Genomic DNA, 22,845 nt, shown 5'->3' with positions numbered 1-22,845 from the left:
CGGTTTTCAAGCAGCATCAGCTCGGATCACGATCAGCAACGCCCTGTCAGGCGTCCTGTTCCGCGCCTTCCACAACTTCGAGGGCTTCTTCTTCGCGCGCCAGGTCTTCTTCGGTGATCCAGCCGGCAGCAAGACGCGCCTGCAGGACCATGCGTTCGGCATCGACGCGGGAGATTTCGAGCTTGGAGAACAGGCCTTCAAACTTCTTCGTCTCGCCGTCCTTGCGTTCCGACCAGCCGACGAGATCGTCAGCGGCGCAGCCTGCAAAGTCTTCCATCGTCTTGATGCCGTCTTCACCGAGCGCAACCAGCATCTGGCTGGTCATGCCGTTGATCGTGCGCAGCTCATCGGAGACGCCAAGGGCAATGCGCTTGGCATCCAATTCGCCTTCAAGCCGCTCAAGATATTCGCGAGCGCGGGTCTGCAGTTCGCTGGCGGTGTCTTCGTCGAAGCCTTCGATCGAAGCGATTTCATCAAGCTCGACATAGGCAAGCTCTTCGACAGCGGCGAAGCCTTCCGATGCCAGAACCTGGCCAACCATTTCGTCGACGTCGAGGGCTTCCATGAACAGCGCGGTGCGTTCGTTGAATTCCTTCTGGCGGCGCTCGGATTCTTCCGCTTCCGTCATGATGTCGATGTCCCAGCCGGTCAGCTGCGATGCGAGGCGAACGTTCTGGCCGCGGCGGCCGATGGCCAGCGACAGCTGCTCATCCGGAACCACGACTTCGATGCGCTCTGCGTCTTCGTCGAGAACGACCTTGGTGACTTCAGCCGGCTGCAGCGCGTTGACGATGAACGATGCCGGATTCTCATTCCAAGGAATGATGTCGATCTTCTCGCCCTGCAATTCGCCGACAACGGCCTGAACGCGCGAACCGCGCATACCGACGCAGGCGCCGACCGGATCGATCGATGAATCGTTGGAAATGACGGCGATCTTGGCGCGCGAACCCGGGTCACGGGCAACCGAACGGATCTGGATGATGCCGTCGTAGATTTCCGGAACTTCCATGGTGAACAGCTTCACCATGAACTGCGGATGTGTACGCGACAGGAAAATCTGCGGGCCACGCTGTTCGCGACGTACGTCGTAGACATACGAGCGGACGCGGTCACCGTAACGCATGTTTTCCCGCGGGATCATTTCGTCGCGGCGGATGATGCCTTCGCCACGGCCGAGATCGACGATGACATTGCCGTACTCGACGCGCTTGACCGTACCGTTGACGATTTCGCCGATGCGATCCTTGAATTCGTCGAACTGGCGGTCACGCTCGGCTTCGCGAACCTTCTGGACGATAACCTGCTTGGCCGACTGGGCAGCGATACGGCCGAAATCCATCGGCGGCAGCGGGTCGGCGATAAAGTCGCCGAGAATGGCGTCCGGGTTGCGGTCACGGGCCAGTTCCAGCGGGATCTGGGTCGCGTAATCCTCGGCAACCTCGACGACTTCGAGCAGGCGCTGAAGCCGGATTTCGCCGGTCTTGGAATTGATGTCGGCGCGGATATTGCTTTCCGAACCGTAGCGCGAGCGGGCGGCCTTCTGGATCGCGTCGGCCATGGCGGCCAGAACGATTTCGCGGTCGATCACTTTTTCGCGCGCGACGGCATCCGCGATCTGCAGAAGTTCGAGCCTGTTAGCACTCACTGCCATATTAAAGTCTCCGTCTGATTGCCGGGGCCTCTATCGAAGGCGTCCCGCGCCCATGAACTCAATTGATCGGCGAATCTTCGTCTTCGAAGTTTTCATTGGCAGCCTGGGCCGCCTTCGCCTTCTTGTCTGCTGTCAGCGCATCGCGGATCAGGTCGTCCGTGAGGATGAGCCTGCCCTCGGCCAGCGCCGTAAAGGGAATGATCACCCGTGGTTCTTCGCCGGCTGCCGGCTGGTCGCGCTCGATCGTAAAACCTTCGTCGTCGGCCGAAAGAATCTTGCCGCGGAAACGCTTGCGGTTATCGACCAGGATCGAGGTTTCGCACTTGATCAGATGGCCGGCCCAGCGCGTGAAGTCCGACTTGCGCACCATCGGCCGATCGATGCCCGGCGACGATACTTCCAGATGATACTCCCGATCGACCGGATCTTCCACGTCGAGAACCGGCGAGATTGCCGTCGAGATCGCTTCGCAATCCTCCACGGTCATCGTTCCATCGAGCCGCTCGGCCATGATCTGCAACGTCGCGCCATTCTGCGAGGACAGGCGCACGCGCACCAGTTGGTAGCCCATCGGAACGAGGACGGGTTCGATGATGTCGGCGATGCGCCGGTCGATGCCGGTCTCGGTGACCAGGCGCGGTTCCCGCGTGTTTTCTGCCGTTGTCGTATCGGACAAACGATGTTCTCCCAAAACATCGGTAACAAAAAAGAGCGGGTCCTGACGGGCCCACTCTTCATCACCGATCAAGAATTTGAGGGTCATATACGCTCGATTATCCGCAAATGCAAGATATCCCGCTCACCGGCCCGCAAAACCCGAATGGAGGCTGGAGAAGTGGTAAAATCCTGCCGGTGGCAGTGCTTTTGCTTGCCCGGCCGGGCATCTGGCTTAGATTGGCTGTCACAAAGACGATTCAATCACAGACAGGGTGGGAAAGCGCGTTGCCACATCGACTATCGCCATTGGCGCCGTTCAAGCATGATACGTTTCGGGTCATCTGGGTGGCCAGCCTTGCCTCCAACTTCGGCGGACTGATCCAGGCCGTCGGCGCCGCCTGGATGATGACCTCGATTACGGATTCGGTGAACATGGTGGCGCTGGTGCAGGCCTCGACCTCGCTGCCGATCATGCTGTTTTCTCTTGTTTCCGGCGCACTTGCCGATAATTTCGACCGCCGCCGCATCATGCTGATTGGCCAGTGTTTCATGCTCTGCGTCTCGGCGCTTTTGACGCTCTGTGCCTATTTCGGCTTTATCACGCCATGGCTGCTTCTGCTGTTCACCTTCCTGATCGGCTGTGGCACGGCGCTCAACAATCCCTCCTGGCAGGCTTCGGTCGGCGACATGGTGCCGCGCGAGGTATTGCCGGCGGCCGTCGCGCTGAACAGCATGGGGTTCAATATCACCCGCAGCGTCGGCCCAGCCATCGGCGGCGTGATCGTTGCGGCAGCCGGGGCAGCGGCTGCCTTTGCCGCCAATACGCTCAGCTATTTCGCCATCATCTATGCGCTCCTGCGCTGGCGCCGGGAGGAGACGCTGTCGACACTTCCACGTGAATCGATGGGCCGGGCGATTTCTGCCGGTCTGCGCTATGTCGCGATGTCGCCGAATATCGGCAAGGTGCTGGTGCGGGGCTTCTTCTTCGGCCTGTCCGCCAGCGCCATCCTCGCCCTTCTGCCCCTGGTCGCCCGCGACCTGGTCGCCGGCGGACCGCTCACCTATGGCATCATGCTCGGTGCCTTCGGCCTTGGCGCCATCGGTGGCGCGCTGCTGAGCGCCCGGCTGCGCGAACACCTTTCCAGCGAATGGATCGTGCGCATCGCCTTTGCCGGTTTTGCCGTCAGCAGCCTGGTAACGGCGCTGAGCCCCTATGGCTGGCTGACGAGCCTTGCGCTTCTGTTGGCGGGGGCCGGCTGGGTTCTGGCGCTGTCGCTGTTCAACACGACCGTGCAGCTCTCGACGCCGCGCTGGGTGGTTGGACGGGCGCTGTCGCTCTACCAGACGACGACGTTTGGCGGCATCGCCGCAGGCAGCTGGATGTGGGGGCAGGCGGCGGAAAACTATGGCCCGGCGAATGCGCTGATCGCCTCGGCCTTGCTGATGGTGGTGGGCGCCGCCATCGGGCTGAGATTGCCGCTGCCGGAGTTCCAGTCGCTCAATCTCGATCCGCTCAACCGCTTTTCGGAACCTCTGCTGAAGCTCGATCTCAAGCCCCGTAGCGGCCCGATCGTGGTGATGATCGATTACGAGATCGCCGACGATGACGTGCCGGATTTCCTCACCGCCATGGCCGAGCGCCGCCGTATCCGGATCAGGGATGGCGCGGGGCAATGGGGGCTGATGCGCGATCTGGAAAACCCGACCACCTGGACCGAGACCTATCACGTGCCGACCTGGGTGGAATATGTCCGCCACAACCAGCGCCGAACACAGGCGGACGCTGAGATTGGTGACCGTCTTCTCGCCCTGCATCGTGGTGACGCTGCCCCCCGCGTGCACCGGATGATCGAGCGCCAGACGATCCTCCCTTACGAGTACGAGCGCTACAAGCAGCAGATGGACATGCACTGAGCGCTGCGGTTCACGATAAAATCTTCTTGATTGGATGTTGATCGCTCCGGATGAAACCATCCGGGCTGGGGGACATTGTGTTGAACACCGCTTTCTGCACCACCGCACGAACAGGAGTTTTCCCGATGCCAACACGGCTTCTTCTTCTCACCGGAACTATCCTGGCCGTCGCTCTTGCAGCTCCGGCATTCTCGCAAACGGCGGGCACCGCGGTTGAAACCCGGCGCCCGAACGGGGCGGGCCAGAAACCGGCTTTCGAGGGGCAGACCCGGGCTCCGCAGCCTTCACAAGTGGTGAAGATCAGCGCAGAGCCGGTTGCGGAAGGCTTGCCCAATCTCTGGGCGATGGAATTCCTGCCGGATGGCGCGATGCTGGTAACGGCCCGGGAAGGAACGATGCACATCGTTTCCGACGAAGGCAATGTCAGCGCCGCCATATCAGGGGTGCCCGAAGTCGATTCGAGCGGCCAGGGCGGCCTTCTCGACGTGGCACTGGCGCCGGATTTCGAGACGTCCGGAATGATCTTCTTTTCGTTCTCCGAACCGCGCGACGGCGGCAACGGCACATCGGTCGCTTCGGCGAAACTCGTGCGCTCCGGCGCAGGAGCGGCGCTGGAAGAAACCAAGGTCATCTTCCAGCAGATGCCGACCTATGACGGCGACAAGCATTACGGCTCACGGCTGGTTTTCGGCCCGGACAATGCGCTTTACGTGACCGTCGGCGAACGCTCCGACCGGCAGACCCGCGTGCAGGCGCAGGATATTGCCAGCGGCCTCGGCAAGGTTTTTCGCATCGACATGCAAGGCAAGGCGCTGCCGGATAATCCGTTCGTCAAGACCGACAGCGCGATACCAGAAGTCTGGTCCTATGGCCATCGCAACATGCAGGCAGCAGCCCTCGACGGGCAGGGGCGTCTGTGGACAGTCGAACACGGGCCGAGGGGCGGCGATGAACTCAACCGGCCGCAAGCGGGCATGAACTATGGCTGGCCGAAGGTCACCTATGGCGTCGAATACAGTGGCAGCAAGATCGGCGACGGCATCACTGCGCTGGAAGGCACGGAACAGCCGGTCTACTACTGGGACCCGGTGATCGGTCCCTCGGGGATGGCTTTCTACGACGGTAATGCCATTCCCGAATGGAAAGGCGCTTTCCTGATCGGCGGCCTTGTCGCCCAGGGCCTTGTCGTCCTGCATATGGACGGCGACAGGGTGAGATTCGAGGAACATGTGCCGCTCGACGCGCGCATCCGCGATGTGAAGGTTGCGCCGGACGGATCGGTCTATGCGGTGACGGAAAGCCGTGGCGGCGGATCGACGATCTTGCGGCTGACGAAGGCTTAGCTCGAGACTCAGTGTTCCATGAAGACGGGCCGTCTTCGGAGTCGCTCTCACCCTAACCCTCTCCCCGCGGGCGGAGAGAGGGGACTGGTACGGAGTCTGCCGGATCTCCCTTCGCCCCGTTCACGGCGAGAAGGTGCCCGAAGGGCGGATGAGGGGCAGGCCACGCTCGAACTATCTCAACCTCGCCTTCAGCCCCGCATCCGGAAAACACGTCGGCTCGATGCCGTTCTTGGCCTGCCATGCGCCGATCGAGCGGCGGGTCTTGTAACCCGCCAGGCCGTCCGCCTTTCCGATATCGTAGCCCTGGCCTTCCAGCGTCTTCTGCATCTTCAGGACATCCGAGCGCAGCATCTTGCCGACATCGCCGAACTCGCGCCTGAAGGCGCCGCCGTTCGACGCTATCCGGTCGGCGAGGTTGCCGATGAACAACGCATAGAGGTCGGAGTTGTTATATTCCTTGATGACATAGAAATTCGGCGTGACGATGAATTCGGGACCATGCCGGCCGGCGGGTACCAACATCATGCCTTCGGCCTTGGCTTCGCTGGCTGGAAACGCCTTGCCGGATGCGCGCTCGATGCCATCCGAGGCCCACTTCGAAATCGGCTTGGCGAGATCCGGGCCTTCCTGCGCGCAGGTAACATTGGCGGGAATATAGACCTCGAAACCCCAGTCGCGTCCGCGCTGCCAGCCCTTTTTCGACAAATAGTTGGCGATGGAGGCGAGCGTGTCGGGTGTCGATTTCCAGATGTCACGCCGCCCGTCGCCATCGAAATCGACGGCATATTTCAGGAAGCTGGTCGGCAAGAACTGCGGCTGGCCCATGGCACCGGCCCAAGACCCCTTCATCTCTGCTTCGCGCACGTCGCCGCTGTCGAGGATGTGAAGGGCGGCGATCAGTTCGCGCGTGAAAAGATCACCGCGCGTCGACATGAAGGCCTTGGTGGCGAGTACATCCATGATCGGATGCGGGATCTTTGCCCGGCCAAAACCGGACTCGCGACCCCAGATGGCAACGACGATCGGACCCGGAACGCCGTATGTCTTCTCGATCCGCCGCAGCGTCGCGGCATTTTCCTTGGCAAGGCTGCGGCCGGTCGCCGCCAGTCCCTGCAGCCGCTGTTCGGAGAAATAGGCGCCGGGCGAGGAAAACTCTGCCTGGCTCTGCTTCTGCTCACCGGGCGGCTTGCTGCCCGGTGGCACCAGATCCGGCAGGTCCCAGTTGAGTTTCACATCGGCAAAGGCGGCCTTGAAGGCGGCAGCAGAAATGCCGGATTTCTGCGCCTGCGGCCACAGATCGGTCTGCAGCCATTGGCGGAACTGCGCTTCGGTTTCGGCTTTTGAGGCGGCGAGTGCGGGTAGGGATGAAAGCGACAGGAGTGCTGCGATCAGTATCGGCAGGATATGCCGTGCCTTGCCGCGCTTCAGGGGGCTTTCCTCGGCTTGGAGCGGTGCACCTTTGAACTCCGTCATCCTCGCCCTTGTGGCGGGGATCCAGCGGCGCCATGTCCATGGCGCGAAAAAGTCTCTCACGCGACCGACGTCGCGTGGCTGGATTCCTGTGACAGGCACAGGAATGACGGGAGAGAGTATTGCGGCTCCCCATTTGAATGCAGAGTTTGCCGTAGCATCCGCAACCGTATCAGTGGACGAGCCGAGACTGTCTTTCACGAACGTGTTCTTCCTCAAATCGCTGTCCTCGCCCTCAATGCTGCCGTCAGCGTGCCTTCATCGAGATAATCCAGCTCGCCACCCACCGGCACGCCATGCGCGAGCCGGGTGATCTTGACGCCGAGGCCGTCGAGCTGGTCGGTAATGTAATGGGCGGTGGTCTGGCCCTCGACGGTGGCGTTGACGGCGATGATCAGTTCGCGCACGCCGCCTTTCGCCACCCGTTCGATGAGGCCTTTGATATTCAGATCATCAGGCCCGACGCCATCGAGCGGCGACAAGGTGCCGCCAAGCACATGATAGGCGGTGTTCATGGCGCTGGCCCGCTCCAGTGCCCAGAGGTCGGAGACGTCTTCGACGACGATGATCACCGAATTGTCGCGCCGGTCGTCGGAACAGACGCTGCAGGGGTCGATGGTATCGACATTGCCGCAGCAGGAGCAGATGCGGACCTTGCGGTGCGCTTCGCCCATGGCATCGGCCAGCGGGCCGAGCAGCTGGTCCTTCTTCTTGACGAGGTGAAGGGCGGCGCGCCGGGCCGAACGCGGCCCGAGCCCAGGCACCTTTGCCAGGAGCTGGATGAGTTTTTCAATTTCGGGACCGGTGACTCGCTTTGCCATGCGGGGTTTCTACTCCATATCTCCACAGAACGGAATCGCTGAAAAGAAAGTGCCGCCCATGAAAATCCTCGCCGTCTGCACCGGCAATGCCGAAATCCTGCCCGGCAAATCCTACAGGACCGGCATCTTCAAGCATCCGGTGGAGGCCGGCGTGATGATCGACCGGGAAGGGCTGATCGGCGACAAGATCTGCAATCGCAAACACCATGGCGGTGTCGATCAGGCGGTTTATGCACTGGGCTCTGTCGATCTCGACTGGTGGTCAAAGGAGCTTGGCCGCGATCTGGAGCCGGGTATTTTCGGCGAAAACCTGGTAATCGAGGGTGCCGACAGCCGGAAAATTTCCGTCGGCGACCGGTTTGAGACGGATTCGGTCGAACTCGAGGTCACCTCCGCCCGCATCCCCTGCGCCACATTGGCTGTTAGCATGGACGATCCCCTTTTCGCCAAGCGCTTTGCCAAGGCCGGGCGGCCAGGTTTTTACTGCCGCGTGCTGAAGGATGGTGTCGTCCAGGCAGGCGATGCCGTGACCTACCACGCCTATTCCGGCGCTCCGGTGCTGATGCCGGAGCTGCTGGAAACCTTCGGCAGGAACCTCTCCGACGAAGACCGCGCCCGCTATATCGCAGCGCCCATCCACCACAAGCTGAGAGCCAAGCTCAGTGGCTAAGTTCCGTTCGCTTCGCCGTCCGCGACTTTAACCATCTGCTTAAGTTCCGCTTTCTTTCAATCGGTTCTCAACCTATGGAGATGCTGTCGCAAGGTCCGTCATTGCATTGGGGTCGGTGCGATAAATCGATGATTGTGCAGACATCTGGAAAACCGAAGCGGACTTGCGAGGGCGAGCGCGCGAGGTTGCTTGCGTCTGCGAACAGAAGAGCGGCAAGGGCTGTGATCATATCCGGATTTTTGCAGGTTGCAGCCCGTTTTGGGCGAGTGGGTACCGTGCTGGGCGTCGTGCTTTTGAGCCTTGTGGTTCAGAGCGTTATCGCGGTGGCAGGGGAATGTGCCCTTTCGCGGGGTAGCCCCGAGATTGCCCGCCTGCAGCGCCAGATCGCTGCCAACCGGGCGTTCCAGGTCAAATACAGCTGTGCTGCCAGTGGAACCTTTGCCTGCCGCGAAATTGCCGGCCGTATTGCGCAGGCCAATACCCGGATCGCGAGCCTGTCCGGGGCTTCACAACAGGTCTGTGCGAGGCAAGCCGTCGCCGAACGCGCTCCAGCCCGCCGGCCGGTGGCTGCAACACGCAGCGCAACGGCAGGTTACGCGTTGCCGCGGATCAGCGCCAAGATCGAAACACGATGCGTTCGCCTCTCGGACGGCTATTCGTTTCCGACACCGAATTCCGGTTACAACACTGCCAACGATATGCAAGCGATCGCGGCGCAGTGCAAATTCATCTGCGATGATCCGGCGATGGATGTGTACCGAATTACCAGCGCTGACCGGAATACTGACGAGATGATTTCGGTGACGACAGGTGCGCGTTATGCCGAATTGCCGAACGCCGGCACCTACCGCCGAGCAGCGTCGCTGAAGACCTGCGATATCAATCGTTTCTACAAAACCGTTCTGGCAAAAATGCCGCAAGCCGCAGATGCGCCGATTTCGAATGTGGAAAACGTCCAACCGGTCGAGGCGCTGAACGTGGCGCTTCTGGGGGATGTTGGGCTGCGCGGCACCACGAGTTTCGTCCAGCCACAGGCGCGCAAGGTCCGCATCGTCGGCGCCGCTTACCTGCCGGATAACTGATCGGGGCTTGTACTGGCGCGCTCGTCACTGGTCCCGCCAGCCAGACTGCTGACAAAGGCATTTCTTCGCATTTTGCAGATAATAGGGAAACTATGCGATTGCCAAGTTCCCTGTCATTCCTGTGCTCGTCACAGGAATCTAGCCAGCCCAAGTCCTTGAGTTGAAAGAGTCTTTTTTTTGACCCGACAGACGTCGGGTCACTGGATCCCCGCCACAGGGGCTGATATGACGGAGAGTGGGGTACCGCTCTCGCCAGGCAATTATTTCAGAGTTTGTCGTCAGTGTGACCTGCGGGCACTTTCACAGTCCAGCCAGCGTCTGTTTTCCTAGAAAGGCAGCTTCATGCCGGGCGGGATCGGCAGACCGGCAGTCAGTTCGCGGGTCTTTTCGGCCGTGATGGCTTCCGCCTTGTCCTTGCCGTCCTTGTGAGCGGCAACGATCAAGTCTTCAAGGATCTCGACATCGTCTTCCTTGAACAGCGACGGGTCGATCTTGAGGCCCTTGAGGTTGCCCTTGCCGTCCATACGCACGGTGACCAGACCGCCGCCGGAGGCGCCATCGACTTCGAGCGCAGAAATCTCTTCCTGCATCTTCTCCATCTTGGCCTGCATTTCCTTGACCTTGCCCATCATGCCCATGATGTCGCGCATCGTCATGTCCTCTTCTGAGTGTCTCGATAAAATGTAAACTAGTGCTCGATATCGTCGCCGGGAAGGATGTCGCCCTCTTCGGATTCGGCGGCGGCCACGGCCACCGGCTCGTTTTCCTCTTCCAGCTCTGGTCCCTTGATGCGCACGTCGGTGATCTTGGCGCCCGGGAACTTGGCGAGAATGGCGGCAACGTCCGGATCCTGGCGCGCATCGCTGACCCGCTTTTCCTGCGCCCGCGTCTCGGCCTCAAGCAGCGTCGGCGCACCCGGCTCGCGGCTGAGGATCACCATCCAGCGGATGCCGGTCCAGTCCTCGAGCTTCTTCTGCAACTCGGCAACCAGCGTCTTCGGCGCGTCTTCCGGCAGGTTGATTTCCAGCCGTCCCGGTTCGAGATTGACGAGCCGCACGAAGCCGCGCACCAGCGTCTTGAGTTTGATATCGCGGTTGGTGCCGCAGAGGTCGGCGATGTCGCTGACGGAGCGTACCGGAACTTTCGGTTCAGCCTTGGCCATAGGTGCCTCGGCCGGGCGTTCCTCGATCTTTCCGACGGGCATGGCCTGTGGCGGTGCTACGTCCGGCACTGCGCGCAGCATGGTTGCGCCATTTCCGGTCGCCCGCTGCGCCGGCGGCATGTCGTTGCCGCGCGCTTGGATAGAGTTGCCTACCGAGGCCTGTGCGCCGCCATTGCCGCCGTTCGGGGCGGACGGCTGGCGCGGCGCGTCGCCGCTGGAGAGTTCGAGCAAACGCCGTGCCGCATCTTCCGGTGAGGGAAGGTGGGCGGCATGGGCAAGCCGGATCAGCACCATTTCGGCAGCCCCGGCCGGGCGCGACGAGCTTTCCGTTTCCGGAATACCCTTCAACAGCATCTGCCAGATGCGCGACAGCGTGGTCACGGCAATGCTGGAGGAGAATTCGGCGCCGCGGGTGCGCTCGATTTCACTCAGCGACTGGTCACTGGAGGCATCCGGAACATATTTCAGCCGGGTGACGAGATGGGTGAAGTCGGCAAGGTCGGTCAGCACCACGGAGGGGCTGGCGCCGGCTTCATACTGCCCGGCGAATTCGTCAAGGGCTGCGGCCACGTCACCTTTGACGATGTGCTGGAAGAGATCGACGATGCGGGCGCGGTCGGCAAGGCCGAGCATCGAGCGCACGGCTTCGACTTCGACCACGCCGCCGCCATGGGCGATCGCCTGGTCGAGCAGCGACAGGCCGTCGCGCGCCGAGCCTTCGGCGGCGCGCGCAATCATCGCCATGGCATCCGGATCGGCAGAAATGCCTTCCTTGCCGAGAATGGTGGTGAACAGGCCAACGAGATCGGACGCACCGATGCGGCGCAGGTCAAAGCGCTGGCAGCGCGATAGAACGGTGATTGGAACCTTGCGGATTTCGGTGGTGGCGAAGATGAACTTCACATGTTCCGGAGGCTCTTCAAGCGTCTTCAACAGGCCGTTGAAGGCCTGGGTCGAGAGCATGTGCACTTCGTCAATGATATAGACTTTGTAGCGGGCCGAAACCGGGCGGTAGCGCACCTGCTCGATGATCTCGCGGATGTCGTCGATACCGGTATGGGAGGCGGCGTCCATCTCGATCACATCGACATGACGGCCTTCCATGATCGCCTGGCAATGTTCGCCGGGAATCCGAAGGTCGATCGTCGGCTTGTCGATCTCGGCTGTCTTGTAGTTCAGCGCGCGGGCAAGGATGCGGGCGGTGGTGGTCTTGCCGACCCCGCGAACGCCGGTCAGCATATAGGCCTGCGCGATCCGGCCGGTCTCGAACGCATTGGTGAGCGTGCGCACCATCGGTTCCTGACCGACCATCAGGTCGGAGAAATCCTTCGGCCGGTACTTGCGCGCAAGCACGCGGTAGGCGGCGGGCTTTTCGGATGTCGGGATCAGACTATCTTCGCTCATCGCCCTTTTTTCCCCAAGACGGGGCCGCTTGGCTGCAAATCGTGTCCGGAAAGGACAGAAGGAAAAGGGTGGGAGGCTGGCACGATGACCCGTGCCTGGCTCGTTGGGGCTGCTTCCTTCCGGACCTGACCCGGTTGGCGAGTGGCTCGTCCACCACCAACCTCCCGGCTCTCATATCGGCAATATCGAAACCAAATGCAAGCCACGCCTTCAAAAAACTGCTATCGTTGTTGAAACAAAAGGAAAATCACTATTCCCGGGAGATCCACTTGCCTGCCTTCGATATTGATGAACGCCTTCAACGTGATGGATTGCTGATCACCACGCTCGGCCTTTGCCAGCTGCGGATCAACAATGACCGCCGCTGGCCCTGGCTTGTGCTGATCCCACAGCGCAACGGCGTGTCGGAAGTCTTCGATCTGACGGCGCTCGACCAGGCCATGCTGACATTCGAAACCAACATGGTGGCGGCGGCGTTGAAAAAAGCGACGGGCGCGACGAAGATCAATGTCGGGGCTCTTGGCAATATCGTCCGCCAGCTTCATGTTCATGTCATCGCCCGCAGCGAGGGTGATGCCAACTGGCCGGGCCCGGTCTGGGGCTTCGGTTCGGCTGAGCCCTGGGACGACGAGGCGCGCAAGGCATTCGCAGCACGGATAGTGGAAAATCTCTGACCATGACGAAATCGATCTTCGACCTGCACAGCCCGCATCCCGAGCCGAGCACGCTCGTCGCCTTTTCCGAAAATCACCTGGATAGACAATCGGAACATCGTCCGGACGATTGCGTCGAGGCCGCTTTCCGCAAGGAAGGTGCCCATGTCTTTGCTTTCTCCGGCGGCAAGCTGGTGGTCAAGCATGACGAGAAGATCATCGATCCGCTGTTTGCCCCCTATGAGCTTGCCGGTCTCGAACCGGTTCTCGATGACGCTATCCTGCTCGGCTTCCTGCCGAATGGCGAGCCGCGTCTGGCTGTCCCCATCGGCATGACCGAGGAAACGCTGCCGGAACCGTTCAAGCTGGCCGATGGCCGCACGCTCTATCGCCAGCAGATGCTGACGGACGAGCTGCTCGGCCAGTTCGCGCAGGCCTCCAGCCTGATCTCCTGGAATGCGACCAATCGCTTCTGCGGCAAATGCGGTTCAGTCATGGAAAGCAAAGGCGGCGGCTACCGTCGCATCTGCTCCGCCTGCGGCCACATGGTCTTTCCGCGCACCGATCCCGTCGTCATCATGCTGACGATCGATCTGGAGCGCGACCTCTGTCTGCTGGGCCGCAGCCCGCATTTCCCCGAAGGCATGTATTCCTGTCTCGCAGGCTTCGTCGAACCGGGCGAAACGATGGAAAATGCCGTCCGGCGCGAGACGCTGGAAGAATCCGGCATTCGCGTCGGCCGCGTCCGCTATCACGCCTCGCAGCCCTGGCCGATGCCGCATACACTGATGATCGGTTGCTACGCCGAGGCGAAATCGCGCGATATTCATCGCGACGATCAGGAACTGGAAGACTGCCGCTGGTTTACCCGCGAAGAAACGGCCGCCATGCTAGCGCGCAATACCGGCGTGACGCTGGCGGCTGGTGAGCTCGGCACGCCACCGAAGGGCGCCATCGCCCATCAGCTGATGCGCGATTGGCTGGACTGGCCGCGATAAATAAAAACGGCGCCCGCAATGACGGGCGCCAATCGGCTGTCAGCCTGTTGCCGGATCAGAAATTGCGCTGCAGGCGAATGGTGCCGCCGACGGCGCTGCCATTACCGCGCAGGCCATCGAATTCCGAGTAGTTTATTTCGGGCTGGAACTTCAGCATGTCGGTGACCATGTATTCGACATTGAGGGCGGCGGCGAATGTGCCGTCCTCCTCGTAGGCGGCCTGGGCGTTGAGAGACGTCTTCTCATTGACCTTGATGGCAAACCCGCCCCACGCGGCCCAGTCGCCGAGCCACGGGCCGTAGTAATTCAGCCGCCGCGTGCCGCCTGGACCGTCGTCATTGTCCCAATCCGACTGGTAACCGCCCATAACCCAGGCAGAAAACACGTCGTTGAAGGCGACGTCGACGCGGAGCTTGCCGCCGAAGGCCTCGGCGTTGGTGTCATAACCGCCAATAAAGGCAATGCCCGTGCCTTCTTCCTGATAGTAGCGCAAGCCGCCGATCACATGCGGAAAGTCGTCACCGTGATAGGAGACTGACGGCACCGGCGCAAACCCGGTATCGTAGTTTCCCGCACCTTCTTCAAGGCCAATCAAAGCCGAAAATCCGACATCGCCGCCATAGACGTAGCTGACCTGGTTGGTGCGGTCGCCGGTGTAGTCGATGACGTCGTCGTTGATGATGTTGCCGGCCGAGTTCAGCCAGGTGTCATAGCGCGAATCGGCATAACCAGCGCGAAAACCGGCAATCTCGATATAGGCGGCATTAAGATAGGTATTGGTGTCGGTGATGTTGTTCACATCGCTGCGCAACTCGATGAAGCTGCGCAACATTCCGTACTCGGTGTCCGATCGCGCATCGAGCGTGATGGTGCCGCGGGTGAAGGCATCCCAGCCATTGCTTTCGCCCGAATAGGGGCTCTCGCCGTAGTTGGAATCGAACCGGACATAACCGCCGATCTTCAGGCAGGTTTCGGTTCCGGGAATATAGAAGTAGCCCTTTCCGAACGCATCGCAGACGCGAACATATTCCATTGGCTCGGGTTCGGCAGCGACGATCGCGTCAGCGGCGTTGGCCCCGGTGGAGATCATCAAGGCGGCAGAAGAGCAGAGAAGAAGTGTCCTGATTGCCATGTATCGACCTTTGCCGCGCCCCTGAGATTGCAGGCGCCTGTCGTTGCCGGGGAAAGCACTGCGCGCTGCGAATCAGGCCGCACGCAATGCGACGCACAAACGGGTTCGACACGAAACAATCATCTTTTCGCTTTTATTTCCAGCCGCTAATTTTTGTAGGTTTGGGCTGCGGTATTTTGGCTACAGAACCAACCGCATCGGATGGGCGGTATAGGAGCCCAGGATACGGACTTTTTCGGAAAAATAGCGCAGTTCATCCAGCGCCTGGCGCACATGGGCATCGTCCGGATGGCCTTCGATGTCGGCATAAAACTGCGTGGCAATGAACTTGCCGCCGAGCTGGTAGCTTTCCAGCTTGGTCATGTTGATGCTGTTGGTGGCAAAGCCGCCGAGCGCCTTGTAGAGAGCCGCCGGGATATTGCGGACATTGAAGACGAATGTGGTGACGATGACGTCGTTATCCGCCTGCCGCTTGATGTTTTTCGGCTCACGCGAAAGAATCACGAAGCGCGTCACGTTGTTTTCCGTATCCTCGACATTCTCGGCAACGATCTCGAGCTTGTAGAGATCGGCGGCCAGCCTTGGGGCAAGCGCTGCCATCGAGCGGTCGCCCATTTCCGCCACGAGCTTGGCGGCTCCTGCAGTATCGCCCGCGACCACCGGTTTCCAGCCATTGGCCCGGACGATCTTGCGGCACTGGCCAAGCGCGTGGATATGGCTGTGCACGGTGCGGATCTCGTCGCGCGAAACGCCCGGAAGCACCATCAGCTGGAAGCGGATCGGCATGAAATACTCGCCGATGATATGCAGCCGCGATTCGGGCAGGAGATGATGGATATCGGCAACGCGGCCGGCGATGGTGTTCTCGATCGGAATCATCGCCAGATCGGCCTCGCCATTTTCGACGGCAAGGAAGGCATCCTCGAAGGTCTGGCAGGGCAGTGGCTCCATGTCCGGAAACATGTCGCGGCAGGCCATGTCGGAATTGGCGCCGTAGTCGCCCTGGAAGGAAATCCGGTTTGTCTTGGTAATCATGAAACTGTCCGATCAGGCTTTGGCGGCGAGAAGGCGCCGGGCTTTTTCAAGGTCCGCCGGGGTATCGACACCGAGCGGGACCGATTTGACGATTTCCACGTCGATGCGCATGCCGGCTTCAAGTGCCCGCAACTGTTCCAGCGATTCGCGCTTTTCTAGCGGCGATGGTTTCAGCGAAACGAATTTTTCGAGCGCTGCGCGCCGGTAGGCGTAGAGGCCGATGTGATGATAGAGCGGACCGTTGCCATGCGGCGCGGTGGCGCGGGTAAAATAAAGTGCCTTCAGCCGGGTTTCCGACAGCGGCGAACCGATAACCTTGACGACGTTCGGATTGGTCTTTTCCGCCTCTTCCTCGATCTCTACGGTCAGGGTGGCGATATCGACATCGGGGTCTTCCAGCGGCCGGAGTGCGGCGCGGATGGTTTCCGGCTCGATGGTCGGAAGATCACCCTGGACGTTGATGATGATCTCGGCCTTGCCTTCAGGGTCGCTCTTCAAAAGTGCCTCGTATATGCGGTCGGAGCCGGATTGATGGTCCACCCGGGTCATCACCGCCTCGAAGCCAGCCGCTGTTACCGCATCGAACACATCCTGATGATCGACGGCAACGACGATCCGTCCTGCCTGCGCGTCCCTTGCTCGCAGGGCGACCTGGACGATCATCGGCAGGCCGCAGATGTCGGCAAGAGGCTTGCCGGGCAGCCGCGTCGAGGCCATGCGCGCCGGGATCAGAATCAGAGTTTTGTCCAAATTGTCGCTGTTCATGCTTAGGCCTTCAAAACGCGCCGGAAAAGTGTCAAAAGGTCTCAGACCGGAGCTTATAATGTCTGTTGCAACACAAAGCCAAAAGACATAGGTTCCGCGCGATTTCAAGATAGGCTGGCGTTTTGTTCGCGCCGGTTGCAAGGGGAGCATTTGCGGATGAACTCATATGTAAACATGGGCGTGGGTGCCTTCCTCGGGACGGTCTTTGTTTTGATGTCCGTATCGATTGCATCGGAAGGCATCTTCCATTCGGAAGTTCCCGAAAAGGAAGGCTTCGCCATCATCGCCGAGGAAGGCTCCTCGGATGCCGGCGCTGGCGCCACGGCAGAGGTCGAAGTCGATATCAAGCCGCTGCTGGCATCGGCTGATGCGTCGGCCGGCGAGACCGTCTTCAAGAAATGCGCGAGCTGTCATACCGTAGATAAGGGAGGGGCCAACAAGGTTGGTCCTAACCTCTGGGGCCTTGTCGAGCGTCCGATCGCTTCGCATGAAGGTTTTGCCTATTCGGCCGGCATGAAGACATTCGCCGAAGCCAACAAGACCTGGACCTATGATCACCTGAGCTTCTTCATCGAAGCGCCGAAGAAGCACGTTCCCGGCACCGCCATGGGCTTTGCCGGCGTCAAGAAGCCGGACGAACGCGCCAACCTGATTGCCTGGCTTCGCGAACATGCCGATACGCCGGTGGCACTGCCGTCCGCAACTGCTGCTGCTGCGCCTGCCGCTGAAGGTGAAACTGCAAAGCCTGCTGCCGAGGCCGAAGCTGTCAAGCCTGCTACGGAAGGCGAGGCTGCAAAGCCGGCGACTGAAGGCGAAGCAACAAAGCCTGCCACCGAGGCGGCACCTGCTCCATAAGGACAACGTCCAGAGCAGCGACAGAATGAACAGAGCCCGGCCAAATATGTGCCGGGCTTTTTCATGTCCGGGGTCCTGTCGTTCCAGCTAAAGCAGGATATAGGCCCAGGCGGAAACCGAGATGACTCCAAGCGCGGTGGTGATGGTGATCGTCGATGATGCGAGGCCGTGACCGACGTTGAAGTGGTTGGCGATCAGCCAGGCATTGACGCCGGTGGGCACGGATGACGTCAGCACCAGCGCTGCCGTCCAGTTGCTGTTGAGCCCGAGCAGCTGGCAGGCACCGTAGACGGTTGCCGGCAGGACGATCAGCTTCAGCGCGCTGGTGACCGAGGCAAGGCCGGTATTGCCGGCAAGGCCATATTTATCGACCGCCATGCCGATCGAGATCAGGGCCGCTGGGGCTGCGACGCCTGCCAATTGATCGACGACGATCTTGACCGGGCCACCGAGCTGCATGCCGGTAAGGTGAACCAGCGCCCCAAGCGCGAGCCCGATGACCAGCGGATTGCGCACCAGGTTGCGCAGGATGCCCTTGAGGAGCTTGAGCGGGCTCTGGCCGGGCTTGCCGCTGGTCTTGCGTTCGGCCCGCTCCATCAGGATCGTTCCGGCGATCATCATGACAGGCAGGTGCACGGACAGAAGAATGGACAAAGCCACGACACCTTCTTCGCCGACGCTGCGCGAGACCAGCGGCAGGCCGATGAAGACGGTATTGGCAAAAGCGGATGAAACCCCGGCCAGCACGCCGATCCGCGCATCCTTCTTGAAAAACAGCGTCGCGGCGAGATGCCCCAAGGTCCATGTCACACAGACACCGGAGAAATAGGCGACCCAGAGCGGCCATGGCGAGCCATCCTTGAAATCGGCTTCGGCAATGGTGCGGAACAAGAGAACCGGCACGGCGACCCGAAAAACGAAATCGCCCAGCGCTTCTCCCACGGATGCCTTCAGATAATTCATCCGGACGATCAGCCAGCCGAGCAGGATCAGGACGAAAATCGGCACGACATTCAGGAAGACATCGGACATCAGGCGCAGCCTCTGGGCAAAATGAATATCCGCCTTACTGCATAATTCCCTAAATCGGAATCGTTTTAGGGAATTATGCAGTAATTTGAAAGTGCTACAGCGCCCTTTGCACGTCAAGACTGATGCGCGGTGCTATCGATCCTTTCGGCGCGGCGCCGCAACTCCGGGGACCGTGAGCATGCCGCCACCGGCCGCATATTTCACGCAAGGCTCATATGATAAGGCGGTTGCAGGAGGTTGCAGAATGGTTGAGCAATGGTGGCAGGACCCCGTCGTCCTCGAACTCGACGGAATAGGCCGGTACCGCGTTATCCGCAACACGCGTGAAGCGGCGGAATGCCTTCTTCGCCGGTGGCCGGTGCAAGATGGCTGTGCCTATGAGGCAGCGATAAGGACATGTCAGTGCGTCCTGCGCGGCGAATGGCCCGTGGACTATGCGCGTCAGGACTTCGTTGCCGCGGCAGTCGAGGCGTTCATCCATATACAGCCGAAACACTGATCCGCTGCACACCTCTCTCCGCGGTTTGCAAAAAGCGGAACATTCGGGAAAAGCCTGCGTTGTCCCTCGGAAGGACACCACGGCCATGCACAAACAGATCTATATTCACCAGGACGACCACTCGGATCTGACTGACGACGATCTGGCTGGAAAGGTGTTGCGCTACATTCAGTATGTTGCCCTGATCGATACATCCAGCCTGTCCGTCATGGCGCTGGGCCGCACAGTTGTACTCAGCGGCTACGTTTCTTGCGAGGCCGAGATCGGCTGCGTCGAGGAAGCTGCCGCCTCCGTCATCGGCGTCCACTTGGTTGAGAACATGGTTGAGGTCCTGACACATTAGCAAAGCTGTCGTCTGAAGTCGCAGCGCACAACAAAGCCCGCCAAATTCTTTGGCGGGCTTTTATCGGTCAGAACATGAAAATCGCGATCAACAGCAGGGCGGGCAGCGTTACGCCGGTAAGCCACATCAGCCCCTGGCGAAACATCAGCTGCCGGTATTCCCGGTGGGCGGCATTTTTCTGCATTCGGAAACGATCATCGCTGGTCTCCTCAGATGGCGCCGCCGGTAACCGGGTTTACCACCGGCTTTTCACTGGCGTCCTTTTCGCCGGCAGGCTGAACCATAGGCGGCGCTTTCGATCTTTCGTCTGCATGCGACGGCTGGCCGGGCGACCGGTGGACGTCGCGGGGCTTCTTCTGCTCCGGCGTTACATTGCTATCATCGGTGGACATGAAACTCTCCTCAAGCCATCCCGGCGGGGTCGCCGATCGGCAAAAGCGCGGGCTCCAACACGGGGTCGTTGCGGTTTTTCGTGTCACCCTTGTCGATCACCGGCGGCGTTGCCGGTTTTTCAAGCGTACGATCCGGCAGGCCGGGGGTGGATTGCGGTCCGCGCGGGCTATCGTCCTGTGGCGTCGGGATTGTTGTCGGCATGATCGTTCTCCTTTATCGGGAGTAAAACGATCCTCACGGGCGGATGGTTCCACCGAGATTGTTCCAGCAGAATCTTCGGCCTGTTCAAGGCCGTTGCAGCGTTGTTCCCTTCACTGGGACGGGGTATTTTGCGTTTGGAAGGCGCCGTCGATATCTGCGGGCTTTTTCTTCTTCGGCAGCTTAAGGTTGCCCGAGAGAAGATCAACAGGCGTCGCAACCGTGGTTGCCGTGACCTTGCCCACGGTATTGACCGTACCGGCCACCAGAGCGGTGATGCCATCGCCCAGACTGACATCGGAATCCGTCAATGTCTGGCCGGTCACCAGCCGCTGACCAATCAGCTGCACGATTTCCGGGCTTTCCGCAAATTTGCCGTGGTTGAGGCGATCTGTGGACTTCACCTTGGTCAGATCGACGACGGTGATGCCGGCTTCCTCAAGCTTGGTCCTGTATGGCTCTTCGGCAGGATTGATCTGTCCAAGCCGCTGGACATCGCCGGAAATATAGCGCGATAGCGCCAGTGCACGGTCGTCCTGCGAGACGAAAATGGTGAAATTCGGCTTGTTCTTGCCAAGCTCGTTCCATTGCCGGGAGAACACGTCGACATCGATATCGGGCGAGGCGAGGATGACGTTCTCGATCTTTTTCGGGAGGCCGCCATCGCGGATCGCCATCTGGCGGATCGATTCCATCGCCAGCCAGGTTCCCATCGAATGGGCCAGGATGGTGATATCCTTGATGTTCTTGTCCTCGACCAGCGCCTTCAGCGTGTTCTCCAGCGAGGTGCGCGAATAGTTGGTGCTTTCCTTGTCGTAATTATAGTCGAACACCTTCGCACGCGACGGCCAGGTGAAAAGAATGGGTGTCACGTCTGCCCCGGAATCGTGAACGATCTGGGCAAAGCGGAAGACCGAATCCTCATAGGTATTGTTGAAGCCGTGGATAAAAACCATCGCATGGCCGCCGGACGAATGCTTGCGGACCCATTCACGCGCCTGCGGAACGTCTGGCACCGGCTGGACGCGAACCACCGCGAAATCGGTGTCCGGATTGGGCGGCAGTTTCTTTGGCCATTGCACGGTTCCCGACGCGCGCACCGTGCTGGACGGAATGGAAACCGCTACATCGGTGAGCGAAGCCTGTACGCTGCGCTCGCCGGAAAACAGCGTTGCCGGATCGCCCGAGGGCAGCCGGCTGGTCGCCACCAGCATATCGACGACGGCATTTCCCTTGGGCTCGGCGGAGATGTTGAGCGGTTGCATGACGCCCTTAGCGTGCCCGCCACAGGCGGTGAGCACAGCAACGAGCGACAGGGTGATGGCCAGACGCCGGAGAAAGCCGTGCGATGAAGACGTGACAGGCTTGCCAATCGATGCTGAGGTCATGGATACGCTTCCGACAAAAAACACAAGATTTGACACGACAGCCTGGAATTGTGCCCTGAACTCAGTCCACAGTCAGCTCCCGCCGTCAAGCCTGAACCGGGCAACTTGGCTGGCCCGGCCAATCCATGACACAGGTTCATATTGTATTTTTGACACAGCGCGTTCAGGCCCCTGCGGCCCGCATGGTCATTTTCTGCAGGGATCCCGGGGCAGGAGGCAGCACACGGTCATGTCAATTGTCGGCCGTCGCGTTATCCAGAAAGCCCCTGTAGTCTGAGCGCGGCATTCCGGCGGAGGTCTGCAATGGCGATGCGAAGTTCCGCTTCCTCCCATCCAGCGGCCAGACCGTCCTCCCTAAGCTGCGTTTCGATAGCCTCTTCGGTCAGGGTATCGTCTTCCGACAGATGCTTCAGCGCAACTTCGAGCGCCTCTTCGCAATCGAGAGCTCTGTCCGGGTGACCAGTGGCGCGTTTGGGGGATGCAATATGGACCATGCTTATTTCTCCTTGGGCGGTAACATCGAGGATGCGAAGCATATTCACGTCAAAAGCGGATTGCCTCGACGGTTTACCGCAGGAAAAGGCTGCCGGGAAGCTTGGATCACGCAAATGGCAACACAATCGCGCATTGCTATCTTGTGTTGAAAAAGGGGGGCATATGAGGAGACAGGGGAAAATGGCGGACAGAGCGGGATTCGAACCCGCGATACGCTCTCACGTATACACACTTTCCAGGCGTGCGCCTTCAACCACTCGGCCACCTGTCCGTTTTGTCAATCACATCGGCGGTTGGGGCCGATGGATTAGAGACAAGCGCTTGCTTTCTCCTGAAAACCCCGTTCGGCTGAGCCAAACCGGGTAGGCCGCGGGCGAAAACCTGCGGACCGGCGCGATATATACCGAGGAACTCGGTGGGATCAACTGATTTCTGACAGTTTTTTGACTTCTTGCGATCCGCACCTGCGAAAAGGTGGGATTGCACTTGCCCGGGCCTGTGCTTATTGCTTGCTGGACCGGGCAAATAGGAACGGATAGTGGAGGCGGAATGCGGTTTTTGCTGCGGTTTGCGAGTTTTCTGGCGCTGGTCATCGGTGTTCTTGTCGCATCCGTCGATGCCATCCAATCGGTCTCGGCATCGCAGCCGGTGTTGACGCCATTGGCCGCAGCGCTTGCAGCCGGCGGTTCCTCGACGCAGTCGTTCGTACAGAGCCTGGAGCGGCCGCATGCGAACGGTGCCTTTCTCGATCCGCTGATCCGGTGGTCGCTGCAGCAGCCAGCTTTTGCCTTCTTCCTGCTGATCGCGCTGATCCTTTGGGTGATAGCCTATAAGCGCCCGCCCGCTGCAGGGCGGTTCTCGGCCTGAGCAACGGCTGAATCG

Annotated in this window: 24 protein-coding genes, 1 tRNA gene and 1 other RNA gene; 10 read left to right on the top strand and 16 right to left on the bottom strand. The window is 60.3% G+C overall.

Annotated features, from left to right (window positions below; translation table 11 throughout):
- Positions 1–46 precede the first annotated feature (46 nt).
- Entirely contained in the window at positions 47–1,654 is a 1,608-nt protein-coding gene (nusA, locus tag ACP7E0_RS10755; protein ID WP_426124811.1) for a transcription termination factor NusA, read from the bottom strand.
- Positions 1,655–1,712: 58 nt separating this feature from the next.
- Positions 1,713–2,330 (bottom strand): ribosome maturation factor RimP, encoded by a 618-nt coding sequence (rimP, locus tag ACP7E0_RS10750; RefSeq protein WP_426124810.1) that lies wholly within the window; start codon positions 2,328–2,330, stop codon positions 1,713–1,715.
- Between the two features lie 266 nt (positions 2,331–2,596).
- Here rimP and ACP7E0_RS10745 point away from each other — a divergent pair, with 266 nt between their 5' ends.
- Positions 2,597–4,225, top strand: coding sequence for an MFS transporter (locus tag ACP7E0_RS10745; RefSeq protein WP_426124809.1), 1,629 nt, complete (start codon positions 2,597–2,599; stop codon positions 4,223–4,225).
- Between the two features lie 125 nt (positions 4,226–4,350).
- A complete protein-coding gene (locus ACP7E0_RS10740; RefSeq protein WP_426124808.1) occupies positions 4,351–5,568 on the top strand; it encodes a PQQ-dependent sugar dehydrogenase in 1,218 nt (405 codons plus the stop codon).
- Between the two features lie 171 nt (positions 5,569–5,739).
- Here the strand turns inward: ACP7E0_RS10740 and ACP7E0_RS10735 are convergent, their stop codons facing one another.
- Entirely contained in the window at positions 5,740–7,041 is a 1,302-nt protein-coding gene (locus ACP7E0_RS10735) for a lytic murein transglycosylase (RefSeq protein WP_426124806.1), read from the bottom strand.
- Between the two features lie 212 nt (positions 7,042–7,253).
- Positions 7,254–7,859: a recombination mediator RecR gene (gene recR / locus ACP7E0_RS10730; protein ID WP_113246205.1), complete on the bottom strand. Its 606-nt coding sequence runs from the start codon at positions 7,857–7,859 to the stop codon at positions 7,254–7,256.
- Positions 7,860–7,917: 58 nt separating this feature from the next.
- On the opposite strand from recR, the gene ACP7E0_RS10725 reads away from it, so the two are divergent.
- Both ACP7E0_RS10725 and ACP7E0_RS10720 read left to right on the top strand, forming a co-directional pair.
- Complete coding sequence (locus tag ACP7E0_RS10725; RefSeq protein WP_426124804.1) at positions 7,918–8,529, top strand: MOSC domain-containing protein; 612 nt, start codon at positions 7,918–7,920, stop codon at positions 8,527–8,529.
- Between the two features lie 221 nt (positions 8,530–8,750).
- On the top strand, positions 8,751–9,611 hold the full coding sequence (locus tag ACP7E0_RS10720) for a DUF2865 domain-containing protein (protein ID WP_426124803.1): 861 nt from the start codon (positions 8,751–8,753) through the stop codon (positions 9,609–9,611).
- Between the two features lie 326 nt (positions 9,612–9,937).
- Here the strand turns inward: ACP7E0_RS10720 and ACP7E0_RS10715 are convergent, their stop codons facing one another.
- From ACP7E0_RS10715 to ffs, 3 genes are all read right to left on the bottom strand, one after another.
- A complete protein-coding gene (locus ACP7E0_RS10715) occupies positions 9,938–10,261 on the bottom strand; it encodes a YbaB/EbfC family nucleoid-associated protein (protein WP_113313667.1) in 324 nt (107 codons plus the stop codon).
- A 38-nt stretch (positions 10,262–10,299) separates the two neighbouring features.
- A complete protein-coding gene (locus ACP7E0_RS10710; protein WP_426124801.1) occupies positions 10,300–12,177 on the bottom strand; it encodes a DNA polymerase III subunit gamma/tau in 1,878 nt (625 codons plus the stop codon).
- 68 nt (positions 12,178–12,245) lie between these two features.
- An RNA gene (gene ffs / locus ACP7E0_RS10705) (signal recognition particle sRNA small type) lies at positions 12,246–12,342 on the bottom strand.
- A gap of 104 nt (positions 12,343–12,446) precedes the next feature.
- On the opposite strand from ffs, the gene ACP7E0_RS10700 reads away from it, so the two are divergent.
- Positions 12,447–12,851, top strand: coding sequence for an HIT family protein (locus ACP7E0_RS10700; RefSeq protein ID WP_426124800.1), 405 nt, complete (start codon positions 12,447–12,449; stop codon positions 12,849–12,851).
- 2 nt (positions 12,852–12,853) lie between these two features.
- On the top strand, positions 12,854–13,828 hold the full coding sequence (gene nudC / locus ACP7E0_RS10695) for an NAD(+) diphosphatase (RefSeq protein WP_426124798.1): 975 nt from the start codon (positions 12,854–12,856) through the stop codon (positions 13,826–13,828).
- Positions 13,829–13,883: 55 nt separating this feature from the next.
- Here nudC and ACP7E0_RS10690 read toward each other — a convergent pair whose 3' ends face one another.
- The 3 genes from ACP7E0_RS10690 to ACP7E0_RS10680 all read right to left on the bottom strand — a co-directional run bounded on the left by ACP7E0_RS10690 (position 13,884) and on the right by ACP7E0_RS10680 (position 16,760).
- Positions 13,884–14,960 (bottom strand): porin, encoded by a 1,077-nt coding sequence (locus ACP7E0_RS10690; RefSeq protein WP_426124796.1) that lies wholly within the window; start codon positions 14,958–14,960, stop codon positions 13,884–13,886.
- Positions 14,961–15,140: 180 nt separating this feature from the next.
- A complete protein-coding gene (locus ACP7E0_RS10685) occupies positions 15,141–15,995 on the bottom strand; it encodes a prephenate dehydratase (protein ID WP_426124794.1) in 855 nt (284 codons plus the stop codon).
- Between the two features lie 12 nt (positions 15,996–16,007).
- Positions 16,008–16,760, bottom strand: a complete 753-nt coding sequence (locus ACP7E0_RS10680; RefSeq protein WP_426124793.1) for a 3-deoxy-manno-octulosonate cytidylyltransferase — start codon at positions 16,758–16,760, stop codon at positions 16,008–16,010.
- A 156-nt stretch (positions 16,761–16,916) separates the two neighbouring features.
- Here ACP7E0_RS10680 and ACP7E0_RS10675 point away from each other — a divergent pair, with 156 nt between their 5' ends.
- A complete protein-coding gene (locus ACP7E0_RS10675; RefSeq protein WP_426124791.1) occupies positions 16,917–17,615 on the top strand; it encodes a c-type cytochrome in 699 nt (232 codons plus the stop codon).
- An 87-nt stretch (positions 17,616–17,702) separates the two neighbouring features.
- On the opposite strand, the gene ACP7E0_RS10670 is transcribed toward ACP7E0_RS10675, so the two are convergent.
- Complete coding sequence (locus ACP7E0_RS10670) at positions 17,703–18,647, bottom strand: AEC family transporter (protein ID WP_426124790.1); 945 nt, start codon at positions 18,645–18,647, stop codon at positions 17,703–17,705.
- A 244-nt stretch (positions 18,648–18,891) separates the two neighbouring features.
- Between ACP7E0_RS10670 and ACP7E0_RS10665 the strand changes: the two genes are divergently transcribed.
- Positions 18,892–19,146 (top strand): DUF982 domain-containing protein, encoded by a 255-nt coding sequence (locus tag ACP7E0_RS10665; RefSeq protein WP_426124789.1) that lies wholly within the window; start codon positions 18,892–18,894, stop codon positions 19,144–19,146.
- Positions 19,147–19,231: 85 nt separating this feature from the next.
- Positions 19,232–19,489 (top strand): BON domain-containing protein, encoded by a 258-nt coding sequence (locus tag ACP7E0_RS10660; RefSeq protein WP_426124788.1) that lies wholly within the window; start codon positions 19,232–19,234, stop codon positions 19,487–19,489.
- A gap of 209 nt (positions 19,490–19,698) precedes the next feature.
- Here the strand turns inward: ACP7E0_RS10660 and ACP7E0_RS10655 are convergent, their stop codons facing one another.
- The 5 genes from ACP7E0_RS10655 to ACP7E0_RS10635 form a co-directional block, all read right to left on the bottom strand.
- Positions 19,699–19,881 (bottom strand): hypothetical protein, encoded by a 183-nt coding sequence (locus ACP7E0_RS10655; RefSeq protein ID WP_426124787.1) that lies wholly within the window; start codon positions 19,879–19,881, stop codon positions 19,699–19,701.
- Positions 19,882–19,891: 10 nt separating this feature from the next.
- Positions 19,892–20,083: a hypothetical protein gene (locus ACP7E0_RS10650; protein ID WP_426124786.1), complete on the bottom strand. Its 192-nt coding sequence runs from the start codon at positions 20,081–20,083 to the stop codon at positions 19,892–19,894.
- A 110-nt stretch (positions 20,084–20,193) separates the two neighbouring features.
- Positions 20,194–21,468, bottom strand: a complete 1,275-nt coding sequence (locus ACP7E0_RS10645) for an alpha/beta hydrolase (protein WP_426124784.1) — start codon at positions 21,466–21,468, stop codon at positions 20,194–20,196.
- Positions 21,469–21,719: 251 nt separating this feature from the next.
- A complete protein-coding gene (locus ACP7E0_RS10640; RefSeq protein WP_426124783.1) occupies positions 21,720–21,962 on the bottom strand; it encodes a hypothetical protein in 243 nt (80 codons plus the stop codon).
- A 182-nt stretch (positions 21,963–22,144) separates the two neighbouring features.
- Positions 22,145–22,234: transfer RNA gene (locus tag ACP7E0_RS10635), tRNA-Ser, on the bottom strand.
- 278 nt (positions 22,235–22,512) lie between these two features.
- Between ACP7E0_RS10635 and ACP7E0_RS10630 the strand changes: the two genes are divergently transcribed.
- Positions 22,513–22,830, top strand: coding sequence for a hypothetical protein (locus ACP7E0_RS10630; protein WP_426124781.1), 318 nt, complete (start codon positions 22,513–22,515; stop codon positions 22,828–22,830).
- Positions 22,831–22,845: the final 15 nt, after the last annotated feature.

The sequence above is a fragment of the Pararhizobium sp. PWRC1-1 genome (assembly GCF_049897905.1).
Taxonomy (GTDB): domain Bacteria; phylum Pseudomonadota; class Alphaproteobacteria; order Rhizobiales; family Rhizobiaceae; genus Pararhizobium.
Note: the sequence above shows the minus strand (reverse complement) of the source record. Positions and strands in the feature narration are given on the sequence as shown.

Bases quoted from the DNA above. Each gene is read 5' to 3' on its own strand.
- ACP7E0_RS10740 (WP_426124808.1), top strand. From the start codon at position 4,351: ATGCCAACACGGCTTCTTCTTCTCACCGGAACTATCCTGGCCGTCGCT.
- ACP7E0_RS10665 (WP_426124789.1), top strand. From the start codon at position 18,892: ATGGTTGAGCAATGGTGGCAGGACCCCGTCGTCCTCGAACTCGACGGA.
- ACP7E0_RS10710 (WP_426124801.1), bottom strand. From the start codon at position 12,177: ATGAGCGAAGATAGTCTGATCCCGACATCCGAAAAGCCCGCCGCCTAC.
- ACP7E0_RS10715 (WP_113313667.1), bottom strand. From the start codon at position 10,261: ATGCGCGACATCATGGGCATGATGGGCAAGGTCAAGGAAATGCAGGCC.
- ACP7E0_RS10650 (WP_426124786.1), bottom strand. From the start codon at position 20,083: ATGCCGACAACAATCCCGACGCCACAGGACGATAGCCCGCGCGGACCG.
- ACP7E0_RS10660 (WP_426124788.1), top strand. From the start codon at position 19,232: ATGCACAAACAGATCTATATTCACCAGGACGACCACTCGGATCTGACT.
- ACP7E0_RS10690 (WP_426124796.1), bottom strand. From the start codon at position 14,960: ATGGCAATCAGGACACTTCTTCTCTGCTCTTCTGCCGCCTTGATGATC.
- nusA (WP_426124811.1), bottom strand. From the start codon at position 1,654: ATGGCAGTGAGTGCTAACAGGCTCGAACTTCTGCAGATCGCGGATGCC.
- ACP7E0_RS10640 (WP_426124783.1), bottom strand. From the start codon at position 21,962: ATGGTCCATATTGCATCCCCCAAACGCGCCACTGGTCACCCGGACAGA.
- ACP7E0_RS10725 (WP_426124804.1), top strand. From the start codon at position 7,918: ATGAAAATCCTCGCCGTCTGCACCGGCAATGCCGAAATCCTGCCCGGC.
- ACP7E0_RS10680 (WP_426124793.1), bottom strand. From the start codon at position 16,760: ATGAACAGCGACAATTTGGACAAAACTCTGATTCTGATCCCGGCGCGC.
- ACP7E0_RS10645 (WP_426124784.1), bottom strand. From the start codon at position 21,468: ATGACCTCAGCATCGATTGGCAAGCCTGTCACGTCTTCATCGCACGGC.
- ACP7E0_RS10670 (WP_426124790.1), bottom strand. From the start codon at position 18,647: ATGTCCGATGTCTTCCTGAATGTCGTGCCGATTTTCGTCCTGATCCTG.
- nudC (WP_426124798.1), top strand. From the start codon at position 12,854: ATGACGAAATCGATCTTCGACCTGCACAGCCCGCATCCCGAGCCGAGC.
- ACP7E0_RS10655 (WP_426124787.1), bottom strand. From the start codon at position 19,881: ATGTCCACCGATGATAGCAATGTAACGCCGGAGCAGAAGAAGCCCCGC.
- ACP7E0_RS10675 (WP_426124791.1), top strand. From the start codon at position 16,917: ATGAACTCATATGTAAACATGGGCGTGGGTGCCTTCCTCGGGACGGTC.
- ACP7E0_RS10685 (WP_426124794.1), bottom strand. From the start codon at position 15,995: ATGATTACCAAGACAAACCGGATTTCCTTCCAGGGCGACTACGGCGCC.
- ACP7E0_RS10630 (WP_426124781.1), top strand. From the start codon at position 22,513: ATGCGGTTTTTGCTGCGGTTTGCGAGTTTTCTGGCGCTGGTCATCGGT.
- ACP7E0_RS10735 (WP_426124806.1), bottom strand. From the start codon at position 7,041: ATGACGGAGTTCAAAGGTGCACCGCTCCAAGCCGAGGAAAGCCCCCTG.
- recR (WP_113246205.1), bottom strand. From the start codon at position 7,859: ATGGCAAAGCGAGTCACCGGTCCCGAAATTGAAAAACTCATCCAGCTC.